This is a genomic window from Pseudomonas sp. GW821-FHT01D09 (assembly GCF_059422465.1).
The window spans coordinates 1-17,697 of the sequence record NZ_JBWKWY010000026.1 but is presented as its reverse complement, the minus strand read 5'-3'; the positions used below and the strand labels follow the sequence as shown (position 1 = coordinate 17,697).

Annotated in this window: 10 protein-coding genes; 5 read left to right on the top strand and 5 right to left on the bottom strand. The window is 62.3% G+C overall.

What is annotated here, in order from left to right:
• Positions 1-91 precede the first annotated feature (91 nt).
• Both AC07W7_RS20030 and AC07W7_RS20025 read left to right on the top strand, forming a co-directional pair.
• Positions 92-2,554 (top strand): EAL domain-containing protein, encoded by a 2,463-nt coding sequence (locus AC07W7_RS20030; protein WP_495039985.1) that lies wholly within the window; start codon positions 92-94, stop codon positions 2,552-2,554.
• 79 nt (positions 2,555-2,633) lie between these two features.
• Complete coding sequence (locus AC07W7_RS20025) at positions 2,634-3,392, top strand: iron-containing redox enzyme family protein (protein ID WP_232243941.1); 759 nt, start codon at positions 2,634-2,636, stop codon at positions 3,390-3,392.
• Between the two features lie 22 nt (positions 3,393-3,414).
• Here the strand turns inward: AC07W7_RS20025 and AC07W7_RS20020 are convergent, their stop codons facing one another.
• From AC07W7_RS20020 to AC07W7_RS20000, 5 genes are all read right to left on the bottom strand, one after another.
• Positions 3,415-4,341, bottom strand: coding sequence for a GGDEF domain-containing protein (locus AC07W7_RS20020; protein ID WP_169864552.1), 927 nt, complete (start codon positions 4,339-4,341; stop codon positions 3,415-3,417).
• A gap of 357 nt (positions 4,342-4,698) precedes the next feature.
• Positions 4,699-5,439 carry a YciK family oxidoreductase gene (locus AC07W7_RS20015; protein ID WP_495039984.1) on the bottom strand — a complete coding sequence of 247 codons (741 nt, stop codon included), beginning with the start codon at positions 5,437-5,439 and terminating at the stop codon, positions 4,699-4,701.
• 150 nt (positions 5,440-5,589) lie between these two features.
• Complete coding sequence (gene mupP / locus AC07W7_RS20010) at positions 5,590-6,261, bottom strand: N-acetylmuramic acid 6-phosphate phosphatase MupP (RefSeq protein WP_197883404.1); 672 nt, start codon at positions 6,259-6,261, stop codon at positions 5,590-5,592.
• A 4-nt stretch (positions 6,262-6,265) separates the two neighbouring features.
• On the bottom strand, positions 6,266-6,964 hold the full coding sequence (gene ubiG, locus AC07W7_RS20005; RefSeq protein WP_003189760.1) for a bifunctional 2-polyprenyl-6-hydroxyphenol methylase/3-demethylubiquinol 3-O-methyltransferase UbiG: 699 nt from the start codon (positions 6,962-6,964) through the stop codon (positions 6,266-6,268).
• Positions 6,965-7,027: 63 nt separating this feature from the next.
• Complete coding sequence (locus tag AC07W7_RS20000) at positions 7,028-8,359, bottom strand: TRZ/ATZ family hydrolase (protein ID WP_495039983.1); 1,332 nt, start codon at positions 8,357-8,359, stop codon at positions 7,028-7,030.
• Positions 8,360-8,468: 109 nt separating this feature from the next.
• Here AC07W7_RS20000 and mtnA point away from each other — a divergent pair, with 109 nt between their 5' ends.
• The 3 genes from mtnA (at position 8,469) to gyrA (ending at position 17,544) form a co-directional block, all read left to right on the top strand.
• On the top strand, positions 8,469-9,545 hold the full coding sequence (mtnA, locus tag AC07W7_RS19995; RefSeq protein ID WP_169898636.1) for an S-methyl-5-thioribose-1-phosphate isomerase: 1,077 nt from the start codon (positions 8,469-8,471) through the stop codon (positions 9,543-9,545).
• Between the two features lie 152 nt (positions 9,546-9,697).
• Positions 9,698-14,554: a membrane-targeted effector domain-containing toxin gene (locus AC07W7_RS19990; protein ID WP_495039982.1), complete on the top strand. Its 4,857-nt coding sequence runs from the start codon at positions 9,698-9,700 to the stop codon at positions 14,552-14,554.
• Between the two features lie 335 nt (positions 14,555-14,889).
• Positions 14,890-17,544: a DNA gyrase subunit A gene (gene gyrA / locus AC07W7_RS19985; RefSeq protein WP_495039981.1), complete on the top strand. Its 2,655-nt coding sequence runs from the start codon at positions 14,890-14,892 to the stop codon at positions 17,542-17,544.
• The last annotated feature ends 153 nt before the right edge of the window (positions 17,545-17,697 follow it).

Genomic DNA, 17,697 nt, shown 5'->3' with positions numbered 1-17,697 from the left:
CTCCCGTCTCCGATCCTGGAGCGCGCGCGTTCGGCCTTGGCTGTGCTGTCAGGAGCAGTTTTTACTCGCCTGTGCTGATGCAAGGGATCTCATGAAGCAGAAGCGAACTCTCGGAACACCCAAGTTGTTGGGCATCGTCTGGCCCTTTATTGCCGTTGTGCTGTTCCAGGCCTTGCTGGGCTGCGTCAGCCTCTACGTGCTGTCGGCCGTGCGCGGTTATGTGGCGGGCGAGAGCCTGTGGTCCAAGGGGCAGAAAGATGCCATCTACTACCTGACCCTGTACGCCGATAATCGCGACCAGGCGACTTTTCTCAAATACCAGAACGCCATTGCCGTGCCCCAGGGCGGGCACGAGTTGCGTGTTGCCCTGGATCGCCCCAATCCTGACCTGGCGGCTGCGCGCCTGGGGATTCTCAAGGGCGGCAACCATCCCGATGATGTGTCGAGCCTGATCTGGCTATACCTCAACTTTCGCCATTTCAGCTACCTGGAAAAAGCCATCGAGCTGTGGACCGTGGGCGATGGCTACCTGGTACAGCTCGATGACCTGGCGCAGGAGATGCACCGGACAATCCTCGCCAACCGGGTCAGCGGTCGCGACATCCAGGCCTGGAAAGAACGCATCATCGCCATCAACGATGGCGTGACGCCGGCGGCCAAGGCCTTCAGCGACGCCCTGGGCGAAGGCTCGCGGATGATTCTGCGCCTGTTGCTGATCACCAACCTGGCCACCGCCCTGGGCCTGATCGCCTTGGCTTTGTTACGCACCCGCAAGCTATTGACCCAGCGCCATGCGTTTGCCGATGCCTTGCAACTGGAGCGGGAGCGGGCGCAGATCACCCTGGAGTCCATCGGCGACGGGGTGATCACCACCGATGTCGACGGGGCTATCGCCTATATGAACCCGGCGGCGGAATCCCTGACCCACTGGAACGCCGCCCAGGCCCAGGGCCTGCCGTTGGCCGCGTTGTTCAACCTGCTGGATGAAAACGCCCAGGTCGATGGGTTTACCCTGATCGAGCACATTCTGGGTGGCCAGCTCAGCGGTGGCAGCGAGCACTCCAAGCTGATCCAGCGCCTGGATGGCAGCACCGTCTCCGTGACCCTGGTGGGCGCGCCGATCCGCAGTGCCGGCAAAGTCAGCGGTGCGGTGCTGGTGTTGCATGACATGACCCAGGAGCGCCAATACATTGCCAACCTGTCCTGGCAGGCGACTCATGATGCCTTGACCGGCCTGGCCAACCGGCGTGAATTTGAATACCGCCTGGAACAGGTGCTGCATGGCATCGGGCGCCAGCAGTCGGGGCGCCATGCCTTGATGTTCCTCGACCTGGACCAGTTCAAGCTGGTCAACGACACCTGTGGCCACGCGGCGGGCGATGAGTTGCTACGGCATATCTGCGCCTTGCTGCAATCGGACCTGCGCGAAGGCGATACCCTGGCCCGCCTGGGCGGTGATGAGTTCGGCATTCTGCTGGAGAACTGCCCGGCGCCGGCGGCGGAAAAAATCGCCGAAAGCCTACGCAATACCGTACAAAACCTGCACTTCGTCTGGAAAGGCCGACCGTTTGTCACCACGGTCAGTATCGGCCTGGTGCATATCTCGCACACCCCGACCACCCTGGAGACGTCCCTGCGCGCCGCGGACATGGCCTGCTACATGGCCAAGGAAAAAGGCCGCAATCGGGTGCAGGTCTATCACGCCGATGACACCGAGCTGTCCTTGCGCTTTGGCGAGATGGCCTGGATCCAGCGCCTGCACATGGCCCTGGAGGAGGACCGCTTTTGCCTGTACTCCCAGGAAATCGCGCCCTTGGGCCACACCGCGGCGGGGACCGGGCATATCGAAATCCTGCTGCGCCTGCACGATGAGGCGGGGCGGATCATCTTGCCCGACAGCTTTATCCCGGCCGCCGAACGCTACGGGTTGATGACCTCCCTGGACCGCTGGGTGGTGGAGAACGTGTTCAAGCTCATTGCCCGCTGCATGATCGAGCGACCGGGCAGGCCCATGGCGATGTGTGCGATTAACCTGTCGGGCATTACCATCGGCGATGACGACTTCCTGCGCTTCCTGCGGGAGCGGTTCACCGCCTATGGCATTCCTCCGGGCATGATCTGTTTTGAAATCACAGAAACCAGCGCTATCTCGAATTTGGGTAGTGCAATTCGTTTTATCAATGAACTCAAGGCGTTAGGTTGTTACTTCTCGCTGGATGACTTTTGTGCCGGAATGTCCTCATTCGCCTACCTCAAACATTTACCTGTAGACTTCCTGAAGATCGATGGAAGTTTCGTAAAGGATATGCTGGACGACCCGATTAACCGTGCCATGGTCGAAGTGATCAATCACATCGGCCATGTCATGGGTAAGCGCACGATTGCCGAGTTTGTCGAAACGCCGCACATCGAGCAGGCCTTGCTCGAGATCGGCGTGGACTATGCTCAGGGCTACCTGATTGAACGCCCGCAATTGTTTACCTTCGATAGTCTGCAGTGTCGACCTGCGCGCCCGCAGCCCCTGTTATTCAGGGCGCCCGGCACATTCCGCTGAAACATCTACTGGTCTGTACACATCACACATCAAAAGGATCCCGACAGTGATCGACACATTCAGCAGAACCGGCCCGCTTATGGAAGCCTCAAGCTACCCCACCTGGGCTCAGCAATTGATCCAGGATTGTAGCGAGAGCAAGCGCCGGGTTGTCGAACACGAACTGTACCAGCGCATGCGCGATAACAAGCTCAGTGCCAAGACCATGCGCCACTACCTGATCGGTGGCTGGCCAGTGGTGGAACAGTTTGCGTTGTACATGGCACAAAACCTGACCAAGACCAAGTTCGCCCGCCACCCTGGCGAGGATATGGCGCGACGTTGGTTGATGCGCAATATTCGCGTGGAACTCAATCATGCCGATTATTGGATGCATTGGGCACGCGCCCATGGCGTAGGCCTGGAAGAACTGCAGGCGCAGAACGTACCGCCCGAGTTGCACGCACTGAGTCATTGGTGCTGGCACACCAGTTCGGCCGATTCGTTGATCGTGGCCATTGCCGCCACCAACTATGCGATCGAGGGGGCCACTGGGGAGTGGTCTGCACTGGTATGTTCGACGGGCGTGTATGCCGCGGCTTTCCCTGAAGAGGATCGCAAGCGCGCCATGAAGTGGCTGAAGATGCATGCCCAGTACGACGACGCCCACCCGTGGGAAGCGCTGGAGATCATCTGCACCCTGGCGGGGATGAACCCGAGCAAGGCGTTGCAAGTGGAACTGCGCCAGGCTGTGTGCAAGAGTTACGACTATATGTACCTGTTCCTGGAGCGCTGCATGCAATTGGAGAAAGCCCCAGTGACCCGTGAGCGCCAGGTACTGGCGGCCAGCGAAGCCTGACCCAGGCAGGGCGGGGTAGCGTTTACCCCGCCATTGCCAGGCGGTTGCGGCCTTCGCGCTTGGCCACATACAAGGCATTGTCGGCCCGGCGCAGCAGGCTCTCGGCCGACTCGCCCGCCAGCAAGGTCGCGCAACCCAGGCTCACCGTCAATTCGATCCGCGTGGTGTCCGCCCAGTAGTCCTGGGCCTGCGCTGCCTGGCGCAGGCGTTCGCCAACCAGGGCCGCGGCATCCCGGCCGGTGTTGGACAGCAGGATCAGAAACTCTTCGCCGCCAAACCGAAACACCATGTCTACATTGCGCAACTGGCCCTTGATCGAGGCCGCGACGGCCTTGAGCACCTTGTCGCCGGTGGCGTGGCCGTGGCTGTCATTGATGCGCTTGAAGTGATCGATGTCGAGCATCAGCAAGGACAGCGGATGCAAGTGCCGCTTGGCCATTTCGATCTCCCGGCCCAGGGTCTGGTCCATGGCGATCCGGTTGCCGGTCTCGGTCAGTGGATCGCGCAGGGCACTGCGGGTCGCGGCGCGATACAGCAGGGCATTGCGCATGGGGTAGAGCAGGCTGGCCAGCAGTGACTCCAGGTGGCCCTGTTCCTCTTCGCTGAAGCGCTGGTTGCGGCGAAACGCCAGTTCCCCCAGGTGTTCGCCCTGGTGGCTGAGGTGATAGCTCACGCAATGATGGCCGCGCTGGCCATAGTCCAGGCGCAGGTCGCTGGCTTCATGGCGATATTGCAGGGCATCCAGGGGGACCAGGCGCTGCACTTCGCGAAAGAACAGGCCCAGGATCCGCTCGGCTTCGAGGCTGGTCTGCAATTGCAGGCTCAGTTGCTGGCGCAGTTGCGCGAGGCTGGTGGGGCGCCGTGCGACAAGGGCGGGCTGGCCAAAGCCCAGGCGTTGCAATTTGGCACTGTCGAAGTCAATTGCGTTGGTCTGGGTGGGTGTTTTCATAAACGAATGGCCTCTAAGCACTTAATGCTGTCTTACAGGCTCGATGGGAGCGGCCACTGGTAGGCGTCTTACTGTTCCTTCAGTTCCGTAAAACCTGGGTAACAGTTTAGTCCGCTTTGCCAGGGGTTATAACCCCTGATCCCATGCCGCACGTCTTGATGCCGTACCGCCTGCTTAAACAAAGTGGAGCGAAAAGCGTGCCATTACGGGAAGTTATTTTTATTGCTTATAAAACAAGAGGATGGCATTTCTTGAAAAAAAGACGTGCTGGAAATTTGGCGCCGGGCCCTTGTGGGACCCGACAAGCCCGCTCCCACACAAGCCCGCTCCACATTAGGCTGGTGTCAGGTTCGAGGATTATTGCGCGTCGAATGCCTGCCCATTGATCCCCGAGCTGTCCGGGCCCATCAGGTACAGGTACACCGGCATGATGTCTTCAGGCAGCGGGTTGTTGGCCGGGTTTTCCCCCGGGTAGGCCTGGGCGCGCATGCTGGTGCGGGTGGCGCCGGGGTTGATGCTGTTGGCGCGCACTGCGGCGACGGTGTCGAGTTCATCGGCCAGGGTTTGCATCAGGCCTTCGGTGGCGAACTTCGACACGCCATAGGCGCCCCAGTAGGCACGGCCCTTGCGCCCGACGCTGCTGGAGGTGAACACCACCGAAGCGTCCTGGGACAGCTTGAGCAGGGGCAGCAGGGTGGCGGTCAGCATAAACATGGCGTTGACGTTGATATGCATGACCCGCATGAAACTCTCGCCCGACAGCTGTTCGATCGGGGTACGCGGGCCAATGATCGAGGCGTTGTGCAGCACCCCGTCGAGATGGCCGAATTCTTTTTCGATCATCGCCGCCAGCTCGTCGTATTGATGGGGCAGGGCGGTTTCCAGGTTGAACGGGATCACCACCGGCTGTGGGTGGCCGGCGGCTTCGATTGCATCGTAGACCTGGGCCAGGTTGGCTTCGGTCTTGCCCAGCAACAGCACGGTGGCACCGTGGGCGGCATAGGTCTTGGCCGCCGCTGCACCAATCCCGCGACCGGCACCGGTGACCAGGATGACCCGGTCCTTGAGCAATTCTGGGCGTGCGGAGTAATCAAACATAATCGACCTCAACAAAAATTCAGTCTGAATGTGGGGGCGGGCTTGCTCGCGATAGCGCAGTGTCAGCCAATAAACCTGTAGTAGGTTCACCGCTATCGCTGGCAAGCCAGCTCCCACATTGAGCTCAGTGTTTCATAGGATTTTCGGGTGTCAGCAGCTGCAGAGTGCGCTGTCGAGCACCTTGCGCAGCTCCAGCGGGTGATCGACCACGACGTCGGCGCCCCAGTTGCGGGGGTTGTCGTCGGGGTGGATATAGCCGTAGGTGACGGCGGCGGTGCGGGTGCCGGCGTCACGCCCCGACTCGATATCCCGCAGGTCATCGCCCACAAACAGCACGCTGGCCGGGTCCAGGTCGAGCATCTTGCAGGCCAGGATCAACGGCTCCGGGTCGGGCTTGCTGTTTTTTACGTGGTCCGGGCAGATCAGCAGCGCCGAACGCTGGGCAAGGCCCAGTTGCTGCATGATCGGCTCGGCAAAGCGCAATGGCTTGTTGGTGACCACGCCCCAGATCAGCTTGGAGCGCTCGATGTCTTCCAGCAGTTCGGCCATGCCATCAAACAGCTTGCTATGGATCGCGCAGCCCTTGACGTAGCGTTCGAGGAACTCCAGGCGCAGTGCTTCAAAGCCTGGGGACTCGGGGTCCATGGCAAACGTCACGGCCACCATGGCCCGGGCGCCGCCGGAGATTTCATCGCGGATATGCTGGTCGTTGATCGGCGCCAGCCCGCGCTCGGTGCGCATGGCCTGGCAGATGGCGATAAAGTCCGGCGCGGTATCGAGCAGCGTACCGTCCATGTCGAAAAGAACCGCTTTCAACTTCACAGGCTTATTCCTCGCGCAGGGTCTGGATCATGTAGTTGACGTCCACGTCGTTGGCCAGCTTGTAGTGCTTGGTCAGTGGGTTGTAGGTCAGGCCGATGATGTCCTTGACGGTCAGCCCGGCCTGGCGGCTCCAGGCGCCCAGCTCGGAAGGGCGGATGAACTTCTTGAAGTCATGGGTGCCGCGCGGCAGCAGCTTCATGATGTATTCGGCGCCGATGATCGCGAACAGGTAGGCCTTGGGGTTGCGGTTGATGGTGGAGAAAAACACCTGGCCGCCGGGCTTGACCATACGGAAGCAGGCGCGGATCACCGACGACGGGTCGGGCACGTGCTCCAGCATCTCCAGGCAGGTCACCACGTCGAACTGCTCGGGCATTTCCTCGGCCAGGGCTTCGGCGGTGATCTGCCGGTATTCGACACTCACGCCCGACTCCAGCTGATGCAGCTGGGCCACGGCCAACGGCGCTTCACCCATGTCGATGCCCATCACCGTGGCGCCGCGCTGGGCCATGGCTTCGCTGAGGATGCCGCCGCCGCAGCCCACGTCGAGGACTTTCTTGCCGGCCAGGTTGACCCGCTCGTCGATCCAGTTGACCCGCAGCGGGTTGATGTCGTGCAGGGGCTTGAACTCGCTCTCGCGGTCCCACCAGCGGTGGGCCAGGGCTTCGAATTTGGCGATTTCGGCGTGGTCGACGTTACTCATGGGTAGTCCTCTAAATCCGATAAAACAGTGTGCCGGGCCCGGCATGCTGAGCCGGGGCCGGCGTTATTCGTGGTGTCCGCTGATGCGCCGGCCCCAGGTAACGGCCGTGGCGTTCAGTTGCGGTTCATCCATGCGCGTCAGTTGCCGGTCGTCGAGCAGTTGCTTGCCGCCGACCCAAAGGTGTTTCACACAATCGCGTCCGGTGGCATATATAAGCTGCGAGACCGGATCGTAGATCGGTTGCTGGGCCAGCCCCGAAAGGTCGAAGGCCACGATATCCGCAGCCTTGCCCACCTCCAGCGAGCCGATTTCAGCCTCCAGGCCCATGGCCCGCGCACCGTTGAGGGTGGCCATGCGCAGTGCGCGATGGGCATCCAGGGCGCTGGCCGAGCCGGCAACGGCCTTGGCCAGCAGCGCGGCGGTGCGGGTTTCGCCCAGCAGGTCGAGGTCATTGTTGCTTGCCGCGCCGTCGGTGCCTACTGCCACATTGACGCCGGCCTGCCACAGGCGTTCCACGGGGCAGAAGCCACTGGCCAGTTTCAGGTTGGATTCCGGGCAATGGATCACGCTGCTGTTGCTTTCTACCAGCAACGCCAGGTCTTCTTCGCTGATTTGGGTCATATGAACGGCCTGCAAGCGTGGGCCGAGCAAACCCAGGCGCGCAAGGCGGGCCAGGGGCCGTTCGCCATACTGCTCGACAGACTGCTGCACTTCAAAGGCGGTCTCGTGCACATGCATATGAATGGCGGCGTCCAGTTCCTCGGCGATCACCCGGACTTTTTCCAGGTTCGCATCGCTGACGGTATAGGGCGCATGGGGGCCAAAGGCGATTTTGATCCGTGGGTGATGCTTGAGGTCGCCAAACAGTTCGATGCCCTGGCGCAGGGCCTCGTCGGCAGTGGCGGCGCCGGGGGTCGGGAAGTCGAGGATCGGAATCGCGATCTGCGCGCGCAGGCCGCTGTTATGCACACGCTCGCTGGCGACCTTGGGAAAGAAGTACATGTCCGCGAAGCAGCTGATGCCGCCCTTGATCTGCTCGGCGATCGCCAGGTCGGTGCCGTCGCGTACGAAGGCCTCATCGACCCACTTGGCTTCGGCGGGCCAGATGTGTTTTTCCAGCCAGGTCATCAGCGGCAGGTCGTCGGCCAGGCCACGAAACAGACTCATCGCCGCGTGGCCATGGGCATTGACCAGGCCCGGGCTGAGCAGCATGCCCGGCAACTCGCGCACTTCGTGGGCCGCCAGTTTCAGCGCCTGCGCGCGTGGCCCGATAAACGCAATGCGCCCGTCCCGGATGCCCAGGCCATGGGCCTTGAGCACCACGCCCGCAGGTTCGACCGGCACCAGCCAGGTTGGCAGTAGCAGGAGGTCGAGCGGGGCGGCGGGTGGTGTCATAGCAAGCAGCGTCCGGGGCGGTGAGATCAGGAGGGCGAAGTATACCCGAGCGTCTTGGCTGGCGGATCGCTATAATCGGCGGCTTTTGTTCACGAGTGCGGGGTAAGGGATGCGCGATCGACTGTTGGCTGCGGAGAAGGTGAAGGCCATCGATTGGCGTGATGGCGCACTGCACCTGCTCGATCAGCGTGCGTTGCCGGCCCGGGAAAGCTGGGTGAGGTGCTCGACGGTCGATGAAGTGGCCGCCGCCATTCGTGCCATGGTGGTACGCGGCGCGCCGGCCATTGGGATCAGTGCTGCCTATGGCCTGGTGCTTGCCGCCCGCCAGCGGATCGCCGAGGGCGGTGACTGGCAAGCCTCCTGGGAAGAGGACTACGCGCTGCTGGCCGATTCCCGCCCCACCGCATCGAACCTGTTCTGGGCCCTCCAGCGCATGCGCGATCGCCTCGACCGCCTCAAGAAGCACGCCGACCCGCTGGCGGTGCTGGAGGCCGAAGCCATCGCGATCCATGAAAGCGACCGCGAAGCCAACCTGACCATGGCGCAATTGGGCGTCGAGTTGATCCGCAAACACCAGGGCAATGCCCAGGCCATCCTGACCCATGGCAATGCCGGGGCCCTGGCCACCGGCGGGGTGGGCACTGCGCTTGGGGTGATCCGCGCGGCGTTTCTGGAGGGCATGGTCGAGCAGGTCTATGCCAACGAAACCCGCCCGTGGCTGCACGGTTCGCGGTTGACTGCCTGGGAGTTGGCGGGCGAGGGCATCCCGGTCACGGTCAACGCCGACTCGGCGGGCGCGCATATCCTCAAGACCAAGGGCGTGACCTGGGTGATCGTCGGCGCCGACTGTATCGCGGCCAATGGCGATGTGATCAGCAAGATCGGCACTTACCAACTGGCCGTGTGCGCCATGCACCATGGCGTGCGTTTTATGGTGGTGGCGCCGAGCTCGACCCTGGACCTGATGATGGCCACTGGCGATGACGTCGCCCTGGAAGAGCGTGAGGCCGGTGAGTTGCTGGAGGTGGCCGGCCAGCGGTTTGCCGCCGATGTGAGTGCCTTCAACCCGGTGTTTGACGTGACCCCGGCCGACTTGATCGATGTGATTGTGACTGAAAAAGGCATTGTCGAGCGGCCGGACACGGCCAAGCTGGCGAAGTTGATGTGCCGTAAACGCCTGCATTGAAGACGACTGGCGGTGCGGTAGTACAAGTCTAAGGCCGTCTGGGTGAGTGGTTCTTGCAGGATGGTGGTCAATGATCACCTTCGGGGCACTTCTGCATGTCTAGCGCGACTTCTCCTCCCTCGCCTTATCCGCTTATTGACGACCGTGAGCTGATGGGCGTCCTTCCAGTGCCCAGTCGGGCCTGGCATCTGCAACAACTGCAAGCCGAAAGCGCCTTGTGCGAACGCCTGGTGCAGCATCAGCCGTCTCTGGCGCGTATCAGCCGGGAAGCGTTCCAGCGGGCGTTGGATCGCCACTTTCCAGGGATGGCAATCGACCCTGATGCGGTTTGGCTGCTTGAAGATCTACCACTCGGTGCCGCGCAGCGCTCGATGACACAGGCCTTGCAGGACGCTCTGGTGACAGGCACGGCGCCTGAACTCTCGCAAATAAGTGGTTTTTCCAGGGGCGAGGATCTGCTGGGCATTGATCCCCAGGCCTTCGTGACGGTGCTCGATCAGCACCTGCAGGGGCTGTTCGAGCTTTTCAGCCAGGGTTTGAAGCACTTCTGGTACAGCCCGGGTCGGCAAGGCAACGAGCTGAGCATGCGCGACACCTGGCTGCGTTATCGCTACAGCGAACTGGCCGCAGAGGCGGCGTTGCGTCGGGCCGATCACCTGGCGGACCCGGCGGTGGGGCTCACGGCGGATGGCTTGGCGCTGCTGCACGGCCTGGTGGCCAGCGCGGCGCAGCCCGCGAGTGGGGTGGTCCTGCATCGCCTGGTGATCAAGGGCGCGGGGCAGGACATCAACCTGTCGGCGGCATTTGTGTTGGCATGGCGGGGCGGCTTGACCAAAAGCCGGCCAGTACTGCTCTACACCCCGCAGCGCGGCCTGGAGGAGTTTGCCAGCGACTCGGCGGTGCTGGCCGCCCTCAGCCTGCAGCAGGTTGTGGCCGGTGAGCGCGATGAAATCCTGGCCAACGTTGCCCAGCCTGAACGTGAGCAGGTGCTTGCATTGCGCAGGCAGCAGCGCGCGCAATGGGCGCTGGTGGGGATGCCGCCTGATGCCCGGGGCTCTTTGCTCGGGCAAGTCCTGGACGAACAGTTGGCCCAACAACACGTGAATGCGCGTGCGGCCTTCTTCCCCGTGAGGCCGGGCGTCGAGGCGCGCGTTGCCCAGGTGCTCGCGCTGCCGAGTGGCCTGCCGGGGGATGTACGCCGTCGGCCATTGCGTCCCGACACGTTGCCGGTCGTGCCTTCCGCCGGGCTTGCGGTTGGTGATCAGCAACAGAACCTGATACGGCAGCTCAATAAGCTCAACAGCCTGATGGGCCAATTACTGGCGGGCTCACCCGGATTCGATGGGTTTTTCCAGCAGCAGTTGAGGCAGATGTTCCCCAGTTATACCGGGGCGATCAGCCCGCAGCAGATTCATTTCACCCGTTCCCGGCTCGATGAGCAGGGCGAGCGGCAGCCGTATGCGTCCCAGACCCTGGAGTCATTGCTGGATGCGCGGTGGGATGAGGCGCGCGATGACGATCAGGCGGATGGGGCATTTTACGTCGAGCCGCAGACCCTGGAGGAGGACTACAAACTCCAGACGGTCGGCACCCTCAGCCGTCTGCTGCTGGCGCTCAAGCAAGAATTTGCACAGAGGCTGGGGGCGTTCTGGAAGACATTTCAGCGCGACCTGGGGCTGCGTGACGAGTTGCTGGCGCGGATGCGCAAACAGATGCTGGCGACCGAGGCGGCCCTGCGTTGGGTTGATGGCACTTTAACCGCTACTGATCGAGCCCTGATCGACAGCGTATTGCAATACCCGACGGCCAGCGCCCGTGAGCTGGCATTTCCCGTCGCTCAGCGGCCCCAGGTCTACCGTTTGGCCTTGGCTGGTGGGGAGCGGTTTGCCACGGCATTCATTCTCAGTGCTGACAGCACAAACCCGCCGGCCGGGCCATTGGTTTTGTGGACGGCCGCCCAGGGTTTTGAAGCGTTTCCTGGCCTGGCCGCCCTTAATGCTGAGCTGGAGCGGCGTCTTGACGCTGGCGCATCGGAGGGCGTCATGCTGGCTGGCAGCCTGCCGCTTGCGGTGCGCAACAAGCAGACCGGTCGGTGGGCGGGGCGGCTTGCGTCTGTTCCGAGCGCGATAGCGGGAGATTTTGTCGCGGATGGGGTCGCAGCCTTGCTGGCAAAGCAGCAACAGGATCTGCGTCAGGTGCTCGGCGCAGGTCAGCGTCTACGGCCTGGGGCGGTGGATAGTGTGATTGACCTGGCGTCTCAACTGGATACGGCGGCGGCTTTTGTTGCGCGCAATCGGTTGTTGGAAGCGCTGATGGTGCCGGCTTGGCAAAAGGCCCTGTCGGACCCGGACCGCCAGCGTTTGCAGGAAATGGCATTGGCCGCGCAGGAAAAGAACCAGGCCCTGGCTGTGTTGCTTGAACCTGTTCCTTCGTTGCGTGGTTATGCCCGGCAGAAGCTGCGAGCGAGGCTGCGAGGCTTTTTGGAGGCGCGCGGTTTGCCGGGGGCGTCGGTGGAGCAGATCGACCCGGATCAGATCATCGTCGTTCGATCAGAAGCGGTGCGGGTTACCTACGTGCCGGCCCCCGGTCTGACGCCTCCCGTCGAACGGGGTAGCGTCGAACGTATGAGCTTGACTGAACTGACGCTCAAGAATCTCAAGCCCTGGGAGGGGAGCGTCGCCTGGACATCGAGGGTCACGCTTGAGGCGGATGTGACGTTTGCTGACGGGCGGCGGGTATTCGACGCGCGTGGCGAGGCGCTCAAGCTCTCGCGCGAGACGATTGAGCAGTGGGTGACGCAGATCGATGCCGGGCACCATTATTGCGAGGACATTCTCAAGAAAACCTTCGCGCCGCCTGCGACTTCGCCGGGCGCCGAACGGCTGGCGCAGGCCTGGATGGCGGCCCAGGCCGCGACCCTGGAATACGCCGCCGAATCGGCACGCTTCAACCCTGCGGCCTATCGCGGCGCATCCGCCGCCGATCCGAGGCAAAACCGTGTGCAGCAATGGGTGGCGGCGGTGCTGGCGTCGTGGGCGCCGCAGGCTCGGGCCCGGGTGGCGGGGCAGGCGGTCGTGGCGAATTTCTTGATGCTGGGCATACCTGACGTTGAACCTGAGCTTGGCGGGAGCCAGTGGGTGCAGGGGCTGGTGGTGATCTCGACCGCCGAAGAGGCCGGGCGAGTGCTTTACGCACCCAATGCGCCTGATGGGCTGGACGTGCGGGCGTTGCCCGGCGAGCGCGAGTTGATAGCGCTGCTTGGCAAGCCGCAATGGCGAGCCTATTTAATGGAGCGATTGTGCGTAAGGTCCATGCAGGTGATCGAGACCCTGGTCTCGTCGGGGTTGAAGTACCAGCGCTTTGCCGAAGGCCTGGCGTCTTTTGTGCTCGGGAGTGTGAAGCCTCAAGAGCGCCTGCCGCCCCTGGTCGTGCAACTGGTGCCTTGTGAGTCGTCACTGTTGCAGGGCTTGTACTATCTGCAGATTTTACGCTTGCTGGAGCTTGTGCAGCGGGGGTCGGTCAGCAATGCACAAGTCAGCCGTCAATCGACTTTCAATAAGGTGATGTTTGGGGTCGAGGTGGCGGGTGTACTGCTGGATATGCTGCCGTGGGCGATGCATTGGGTTGCTTCGGTCCCGCGGCTGTGGAAGCGCTTGGCCCACACGGCAGTGCGAACGTTTCGCGCACGCGGGCAGGCGATTCCGGGGCTGGTCCTGCGTGAAGGGGGCGCCAGGCACTATTTGAGTCTGGCGGCCATAACCGAGGGCGGGCAGCCCATTGGTGTCAAACCCTTGGCGATGTATCGCAGGTTTTTCAGGCCGCCGCCCGCGCCTGCGTACTCTCTTTTACAGGAGGCCCGGCCACAAGCGCCGGTCTCGTTCATCCCCGAGGCCTGGAAAGCCTCGGCCGTGCCCCGGGATGAAGCCGTCGCGTTGCTGCAAGGGGTGGAGCCTAATGCCAAGGGTATTTACCGCACGGCTGCGGGGGAGTACTTGATTCGCCCGGTGGATGCCCAGGGGAATGCCGTGGTGCTGCGGATCAAAAGCGACTTCAAGCTCTATGAAGAGGGCGGGTTGATGGTGCAAGTCATCGATGCCCGGGGGCGCGGCGAGTTGGGCTTTTTGCATGCCGGCAGGCCTGGGCAGTGGCACTCCGTCGGGGCCCGGGGCGGGGGCAAGGCAGGTTCCAAGCCGTCCCTTGAGCTGCCTCAGGAGGAGTATCTGATGTCGTATGGCTACGGGGATAACCGTCATGGCATGTTGAATCTGCCGCCATCAACAATCGCCTACTATGACGCCTGGTTCGCACGGGATCGGCGGCGCTTCTTCGAGACCGTGCAGATGCCGCCACGCCCTGCGCCTCTTGCCCTGGGGCCATCGGCAACGGTGGATGACCTGATTGCGGCGTGGCCTGACGCCGTGCAGGGCTGGGTGCTGGGGGAGCACCATACCGAAGCCGCCAGTGTGGCGTTTCTCACCGAGAAGATGCAGGCCCTCTATGATCGGGGCTTTCGCACACTGTATATCGAAGGCAGCCATGCCACGGGATCGCCCATGCTCCTGGTTTCGCCGGGGTCTGTAAGTGCGCGCAGTGTGGTGGCGAGAAAGGCCCATGCCTGTGGCCTGCGGGTGCGGGGGCTGGATGATGACTACCTGACTTTGCACCGGGATCGCTACACCCATCAGCCTGCCCTGGATCTCACGAACCGGTTGGCAGAAATGAACTACTTTGCTGTGCGCCAGATTGAGGCTTATCAGCCGGGCGACGGGGGCAAATGGATCGCCTGGGTTGGAGAGCGCCATATGAATACCACAGGAGGTGTGCCGGGGGTTGCCGAGCTTACGGGCGCCATGGGTGTGCGGATCAGGGACGCCCAGGCCGGCCAGCCCTCGGTGGTCAGGGCGCCTGGCAGGCGCGGTTTTTGGTCGGATGGCCCTTTGCCCGATGTGGAGATCGAACTGGATGTGACTCATTACCCTCGGCGTCAGCCGGAAGGGCCCGGTAATTGAGAGGCCGGATGGCTTTTACTGGGCACAATGGGGGCAATTCAGCGCTGAATTTGCGCTGTGGTTGGCCTCTGAGCGCCTCTCGGCCTCATTAGGCCTGTCACTGGTCAACTAACTACACACCATGCGCATCAGGGGGATAGGTGCGTGGCGGCGATTGTGATACCATTCGGCGGTTTCCAAGGTCACCCCAAGGGGTGGTCTTTAATGCGCAGATCCGTGTCATAACTCGTTGATTTGTCGTAAGTCGCTGCCAGGCATCATGTCGGCGGCGGCGAGCTTCGTTGGTCCCGTATGGATGTGACGAAGTTTCACCCGAAAAAGGAATCAGGCTTCTCATGGGCGAACTGGCCAAAGAAATCCTCCCGGTCAATATCGAAGACGAGCTGAAACAGTCCTACCTCGACTACGCAATGAGCGTAATTGTCGGGCGGGCACTGCCTGATGCGCGCGATGGCTTGAAGCCCGTGCACCGGCGTGTGCTGTTCGCGATGAGCGAGCTGGGTAACGACTGGAACAAGCCGTACAAGAAATCTGCCCGTGTTGTCGGTGACGTGATCGGTAAGTATCACCCTCACGGCGACACTGCGGTGTACGACACCATCGTTCGGATGGCCCAGCCGTTTTCCCTGCGCTACCTGCTGGTAGACGGCCAGGGCAACTTCGGTTCGGTGGACGGCGACAACGCTGCGGCCATGCGATACACCGAAGTGCGCATGACCAAGCTGGCGCACGAGCTGCTGGCCGACCTGCATAAAGAAACCGTGGACTGGGTGCCGAACTACGACGGCACCGAAATGATCCCGGCGGTCATGCCGACCCGTATTCCCAACCTGTTGGTCAACGGCTCCAGCGGTATCGCCGTGGGCATGGCCACCAACATCCCACCGCACAACCTCGGTGAAGTCATCGACGGTTGCCTGGCGCTTATCGACAACCCCGAGCTGACCGTCGATGAGCTGATGCAATACATTCCCGGCCCGGACTTCCCGACCGCCGCGATCATCAACGGTCGCGCCGGCATCATCGAAGCCTACCGCACCGGCCGTGGCCGCATTTATATGCGTGCCCGCTCGATGATCGAAGACATCGACAAGGTCGGTGGCCGCCAGCAGATCGTCATTACCGAACTGCCTTACCAGTTGAACAAGGCGCGTCTGATCGAGAAGATCGCCGAGCTGGTCAAGGAGAAGAAACTCGAAGGCATCACCGAGCTGCGCGACGAGTCTGACAAAGACGGTATGCGCGTGGTGATCGAGCTGCGTCGTGGCGAAGTGCCTGAGGTGATCCTCAACAACCTCTATGCCCAGACCCAGCTGCAAAGCGTGTTTGGTATCAACGTCGTGGCCCTGATCGACGGTCGCCCGCGCATCCTGAACCTCAAGGATCTGCTGGAAGCCTTCGTGCGTCACCGTCGTGAAGTGGTCACCCGCCGCACCGTGTTTGAACTGCGCAAGGCCCGCGAGCGCGGGCATATCCTGGAAGGCCAGGCGGTTGCGCTGTCGAACATCGACCCGGTCATCGCCCTGATCAAGGCTTCGCCGACGCCGTCGGAAGCCAAGGAAGCCCTGATCAAGATGCCGTGGGAATCCAGCGCTGTGGTGGCGATGGTTGAGCGTGCCGGTGCCGATTCGTGCCGCCCGGAGACCCTGGACCCGCAATACGGCTTGCGCGACGGCAAGTACTTCCTGTCGCCGGAACAGGCCCAGGCCATCCTGGAACTGCGCTTGCACCGCCTGACCGGCCTGGAGCACGAGAAGCTGCTGGCCGAGTACCAGGAGATCCTCAACCAGATCGGCGAGCTGATCCGCATCCTCAACAGCGCCGTGCGCCTGATGGAAGTGATCCGCGAAGAACTGGAAGTGATCCGCGCCGAATACGGCGATGTGCGCCGCACCGAAATCCTCGATGCGCGCCTGGACCTGACCCTGGGTGACATGATCCCGGAAGAAGAGCGCGTGGTGACCATTTCCCACGGTGGCTATGCCAAGACCCAGCCATTGGCGGCGTACCAGGCCCAGCGTCGTGGTGGCAAAGGCAAATCGGCGACGGGCGTCAAGGATGAGGACTACATCGCTCACCTGCTGGTAGCCAACAGCCATACCACCCTGCTGCTGTTCTCCAGCAAGGGCAAGGTGTACTGGCTCAAGACCTACGAAATCCCGGAAGCGTCCCGCGCTGCCCGTGGTCGTCCACTGGTCAACCTGTTGCCGCTGGACACCGATGAATACATCACCACCATGCTGCCGGTCGAGGAATACACCGAAGGTCACTTCATCTTCATGGCCACCGCCAAAGGCACCGTGAAGAAGACCCCGCTGGAATCCTTCAGCCGCCAGCGCAGCGTGGGCCTGATCGCCCTGGAGCTGGACGAAGGCGACGTGCTGATCTCCGCAGCCATCACCGATGGCGAGCGTGAAGTCATGCTGTTCTCCGACGGTGGCAAGGTGACGCGCTTCAAGGAATCCGACGTGCGTGCCATGGGCCGTACCGCCCGTGGTGTGCGCGGCATGCGCCTGCCAGAAGGGCAGAAGCTGATTTCCATGCTGATCCCGGAAGAAGGCAGCCAGATCCTCACCGCTTCGGCCCGTGGTTATGGCAAGCGCACCGCCATCGGCGAGTTCCCCGAGTACAAGCGTGGCGGCCAGGGCGTTATCGCCATGGTCAGCAACGATCGCAACGGCCGTCTGGTCGGCGCGGTCCAGGTGCTCGATGGCGAGGAAATCATGCTGATTTCCGACCAGGGCACCCTGGTGCGTACCCGGGTTGATGAAGTGTCGAGCCTGGGCCGTAATACCCAGGGCGTGACCTTGATCAAGCTGGCCAGCGACGAGACCCTGGTGGGTCTGGAGCGTGTCCAGGAGCCATCGGAAGTCGAAGGCGAGGAGTTGGAAGGCGAAGAGTTCGACGGCGAGGTGATCGCAGTCGGCGATGACAACGTCGACGAGCCAACCCTCGATGCTGCCGCAGACGAAGAAGAACCGCAGGAATAAGCGGGCAAACAAGGGGGCGGATGAAGATTCGCCCCCTTGTTATTTGTCCCTTTTGAAAATTTGCAATACTGCACATCCCCCTGTGGGAGCGGGCTTGCTCGCGAAGGCGGCGTGTCAGTCCATACATGTGCTGGCTGAGACACCGCCTTCGCG